The 5025-nt window shown below is 31.5% G+C and carries 3 protein-coding genes; 2 read left to right on the top strand and 1 reads right to left on the bottom strand.

What is annotated here, in order from left to right:
* A partial coding sequence (locus tag CER22_RS30540; RefSeq protein WP_142293609.1) for an S-layer homology domain-containing protein occupies positions 1 to 698 on the bottom strand: 698 nt, incomplete at its 3' end.
* A 1170-nt stretch (positions 699 to 1868) separates the two neighbouring features.
* Here CER22_RS30540 and CER22_RS30530 point away from each other — a divergent pair.
* Together CER22_RS30530 and CER22_RS30525 are read left to right on the top strand one after the other, a co-directional pair.
* On the top strand, positions 1869 to 2771 hold the full coding sequence (locus CER22_RS30530) for a hypothetical protein (RefSeq protein ID WP_088610453.1): 903 nt from the start codon (positions 1869 to 1871) through the stop codon (positions 2769 to 2771).
* An 867-nt stretch (positions 2772 to 3638) separates the two neighbouring features.
* Positions 3639 to 4871 carry an N-acetylmuramoyl-L-alanine amidase gene (locus CER22_RS30525; protein WP_088610452.1) on the top strand — a complete coding sequence of 411 codons (1233 nt, stop codon included), beginning with the start codon at positions 3639 to 3641 and terminating at the stop codon, positions 4869 to 4871.
* Positions 4872 to 5025: the final 154 nt, after the last annotated feature.

The following is a 5025-nucleotide window of genomic DNA, read 5'->3' as shown; positions in this document are numbered from 1 at the left end:
CCATTAACATCTTTATATGCAACAGTCACATAATAAGAGTCTGCATCATTTATTACACCAACTACAGCATTTTCTTCTTTCTTTGTTTGGTGGTCGATTTGATCAGACTTTGCAATAAATTGTGCAGCCTCTGCACGGGTAATCGGTCTATTAGGGGACCAGTTTTCTCCATCTTCAGTGCCCTTAGAAATTTCTGTTTGTATTAAAATATTTGCATATTTTTCTCCCCAATGTCCTTTTAAATCCTCAAACGTAGTTACACTATTTTCAGCAACTTTATTTTCTAATTTATAAGCGTTTGCTACCATTGAAGCCATGGATGCACGATTAATCAAACTTGTTGGAAGGAAGTTACCATTTCCATCTCCTTTAATAACACCTGCTTTTTCAACAGCTGCAATGTATGGTGCTGCCCAGTGATTTTGAGCATCTTGGAAGGATGGTTTAGCATTTAGATTAATATCTAGACCAAGCATAATGGCCATTATTTTGGCAGCTGAACCGCGGTCAATTGTTTCAGCGGGAGCAAAAGTACCATCGGGTTTTCCATGTAATGCGCCTTTTTCAACTAGGTAATTTACAGAAGGGCTTGCCCAATTTGGGACATCTGGAAATTTATGAGTATTTGCAAATGTACTAGATGAGTAGGATAGTAGACTTCCAGCAAGAATTCCTGTAGCAATTAATTTGTATTTCAAAATGTAACACTCCTAAAAATTATTACAGCTTGGTAAATCTATCATTTATAGTTACACTCATAAGTAATATGACCTAGTTTAATAGATTGGGTTGGTATTATCACTATATTACAGGTAAATAATATACGGTTGATTAAAACTATTATTTCGAAAAGAATTCACAGACATACACTTGTAGTAAGGGACTATTTGATATATTTACCAAGCTTGTGTAACCAGTATAGTTACTTATATATACGAGTGTCAATTAAAAAAGAATTACATTTTTGTAAGATAACCATGTTAATAATATAGTAAGTAATTATTATATAAGGTGAATAATTACTCATTATAATAACTATAAGGATGAATAAGTTTATTTTTAATCCTATGTAATGAGAGGGCTTTCTAGATTAAATAAAGAGGGATGTTTAGCGTTATTTACTAGTTATTTATTGTGGTTTTTATTTTCGTTGGACTTCTATTATTATTTATATTATTTGGTCATCATACTGCGGGGCTTTTAAATTTAAACAGTCACGGTGTCCTCTTACCAAATGGTGCAACAGGTTTGATTATATCTATGTTGGTCGTTATCAATTAATTATTGAAGATAATAGATTAAATAATTTGGATTTATATGTGGGGTATTTTTGTACATCTCCTGAAAAAGGCGAATAAGAAGTACTCTCCTAAAATTTCTAACGAAGTACTTCGTATATACTATTTACTGTATTTTAGATAGTAGCTTTGATCGCACTAATTCTTGAATAAATGCATCCATCCATGTCAACAAACTTTTGTTGTTTATTAAACTTAAATTGCCATAAAGATTAATAAGTTGCCATGAAAACGGAAATGTTTGTTTTAATCTAACTCTAAATATTGGCTATTTGCTTTCCTGTAAGTCAGCAAATTAGTAAAAATATAGGAATCATAATAAATGATACGATTCGCTAATAAGCAGTACAATCAACCAGATAGGTGGATTATTTTCATTTTTAGCCTATTATAAACATAAAAAATTTACTTCGTGAAAAAGTTACTTGATATATTATTAACCTTATTACCTTACAAAAGTGTAATGATCTTTTTGTTGACGTTCTTTAAAAGGTGTAACTATAATGATTACATGCTAATTGATAATGGAAATCAGTTGGTGAATAGATATGATTGGAGATGTTTTAGAATATGAAAAAAGTCATCTTAGCTGGTGCATTAGGATTTGCAGCATTTACGGGAAGTAATATACCAGGATTAGATTCACTAACAGCAAGTGCAGCTGTGCAAGAGTTCAACACTACAGTTGAGGGGAAAGTAATAGAAGTACAGTCAAAGTATTTTATCATTGAAAGTAAAGAATTAAATGAAAGTGTAACTATTTATACTGATTTTCAAGCAAATGCAAAACCAGGTGAATATGTAAAAGTAAATAGTAATGGTCCATTACTTCAAAACGCATTTACTACAAGTTTAACGGCTAATTCTGTTGAGCATTTTGAATTAGCTCCTGGAAACTATGAGAAATATACAGTAGGGCATGTAAGTGAAGTTTCTTCTAATGAGTTATTAGTTATATATATAGATAATAACGGAAATCCAGAGGATCTTCGTGTACCTCTAAAAAACACTCATAACTTTAAAGTTAATGACTTAGTGAAAGTAGAAAGTGATTTTTGGGCGAGATCCATACCACCTATAGCTGTAAATGCAAAAGTAGAAAAAGTTAAAACGCAAATTAATGATTATAGTACTAGTACTAAGTCTTTAGAAAAAGAAGGTACAACATTGAAACCAGGAATGTATGAAAAAGAAGATGGTCAACCTAATTTTGTAATCGGAGAAATTACAAAAATAGACAAAGATTATACCGATTATGTAGCTGTCAAGTACCCTTCTAAAAATGGGAAAAATGATGTTGTTTATGTGGATTTAACACAAGGTCAACAATTTAATATAGGTGATATGGTTCGAGTAGATTTTCATGATGGATCTAATTTCCATGGAATGGATAAAACAACGTATGACCATATCCAGAAAATTAACGATAAAATTAAACAGAATACAAATAAAGAGCAATGGGTTTGGTCTTGATTTTAATAAAATAAAATTATCCATCTATAATGTATATACCAATTCAAAAAGTCTTGAAATATGTTACAAGGCTTTTTTGAATTAGTTACTTTAAAACATTTTCTTCTGTTTTATTTTTATTAGCTGCTTGCAAAAATGTTATATTTCTGTCGTGGACACTCATTTATATAAGTAACTATAATAGCTACATCAAGTGGGTATATGTTACATTTATATAATTTCTCAGAGATACCTGCTTATATAATGATTTTCCTGTTTATATTCTTTTGACTGGAAAGTCTATACATACACTTAATTTCGTAAACTTTTTTTGTTGATAATATTTAATGCATCTAATCAGTATAAGCCTTTCTGTAATCTATTTTAGCATTGTCCAATCCATTTGAAAGCATGCTAGAGTACTAGACATATGTGTGGCTTTTTATGAGAAAAAGGATACAGAGAAATATAGTGATTTATCATTTTTCGACAGAAGATTCCTTTTGGTTCATACGGTTAGAAACATTTTTATCAATCCTTATATTAATTAAAGTGATTAATTATTCACTTTATGTAATGATTAATCACTACATTATTAATATAGTTACCTTACAAAAATGTAACATTTTTTTGATTGACACTCGTACATATGAGTAACTATACTGGTTACACAATGTTAGTGAAAATATCAAACGTGCTCTTAATATAAGAGTATTTCCACGGATTCTTTTCGAAATAATAATTTAATTTAATTAAATATTGACTATATGTTATATAGTGATGATATCAACTTAAACGATTGTCCTTTAAACTAGGTCGTATTTCTTAAAACTTAACTATAAATGATATATTTACCAACTTGTAATAACTTTTTAGAGGTGCTAAATTTTGAAGAAAAAATTAATTGCTACAGGAATTCTTGCTGGAAGTCTACTATCTTATTCTTCTAGTATTTTTGCAGATACTCATAAATTCCCAGATGTTCCTGCATGGGCTGACAAATCCGTTAATTATTTAGTTGATAAACAGGTATTGAATGGTTATCCAGATGGAACTTTTGGTTCTAGCGATACATTAGATAGAGCTTCTGCAGCAACCATTATGACGAAAGTTCTAGGTATACAAGTTGATACAAATGCAAAACCTTCTTTTACAGATTCTCAAAATCATTGGGCAAGCCCTTATATTGGGGCTGCTGAAAAAGCAGGAATCATTAAAGGTGAAGGGAATGGATTATTTAATCCTTCTGGAAAAGTTACTCGTGCTGCAATGGCAACAATGTTAGTAAATGCATATAAGCTACAAGATAGAACAAATAGTAATGGGCAAAGTAAATTTGATGATTTAAAAGGACATTGGGGTGAAAAATTCGCCAATATTTTAATTGATTTAAAGATTTCTGTTGGTACTGATAATGGTTGGCAACCAAATAAATTCATAACACGTGCAGAAGCTGCACAACTTACTGCCAAAACAGATACCCTTCAATCCAGTCCGAAAAACCCTTTAGAAAGTAAAACAATCATTATTGATCCTGGACATGGTGGTGCAGATCCTGGAAAGCCCACAAAAGGATTGTCAGAAAGTAAAATCGTATTAGATACTTCTTTACGCCTACAACAATTGCTTGAAAAGCATACACCATTTACAGTTTTACTAACACGTGAATCTGATACTAGGCCTGGACATGACCAAAAAAGCTCTTTACAGGAACGTGTTAAATTTGCTAAGCAAAATGAGGGTGATATCTTTATAAGCATTCATGCAAATGCTTTTAATGGTAATGCAAAAGGGACAGAAACATACTACTATAATTCTTCTGAATCCGAAAAAACAAATCCTCATGTAGAAGAAAGCCGTGTTTTAGCGGAAAAAATTCAAACACGTTTAGTAGAGGCTCTTCAAACGCGTGATAGAGGCGTTAAACATGGAGATCTTCATGTTATAAGAGAAAACGATATGCCAGCTGTGTTAACGGAATTGGCTTTTATAGATAATGGTATCGATTACAGTAAACTATCTACGGCAAACGGCAGACAGATTGCAGCAGAAGCTATTTATGAAGGGGTTTTAGATTATTACGAATGGAAAGGAAATAATGTATCTGAATATAGATTATGATAAGCAAAAGAAGATTTAGCAATTCTAGTAATAAGTAATTTTTGAACTACTCACCACTTAACGTCCCTACGGTGAAAACATAAGTATCTTGTACGTTGACTCACCACGCTTCCTACTTTAGCTTGGTTTTCGCAACTTCAGCAAACGTGGGGCG

Origin of the sequence: Bacillus sp. K2I17 (genome assembly GCF_002209985.1) — a bacterium.
GTDB classification, from domain to species: domain Bacteria; phylum Bacillota; class Bacilli; order Bacillales; family Bacillaceae_G; genus Bacillus_A; species Bacillus_A wiedmannii.
Note: the sequence above shows the minus strand (reverse complement) of the source record. Positions and strands in the feature narration are given on the sequence as shown.

Excerpts from the sequence above, each read along its gene's own strand:
- CER22_RS30530 (WP_088610453.1), top strand. The coding sequence starts at position 1,869 with ATGAAAAAAGTCATCTTAGCTGGTGCATTAGGATTTGCAGCATTTACG.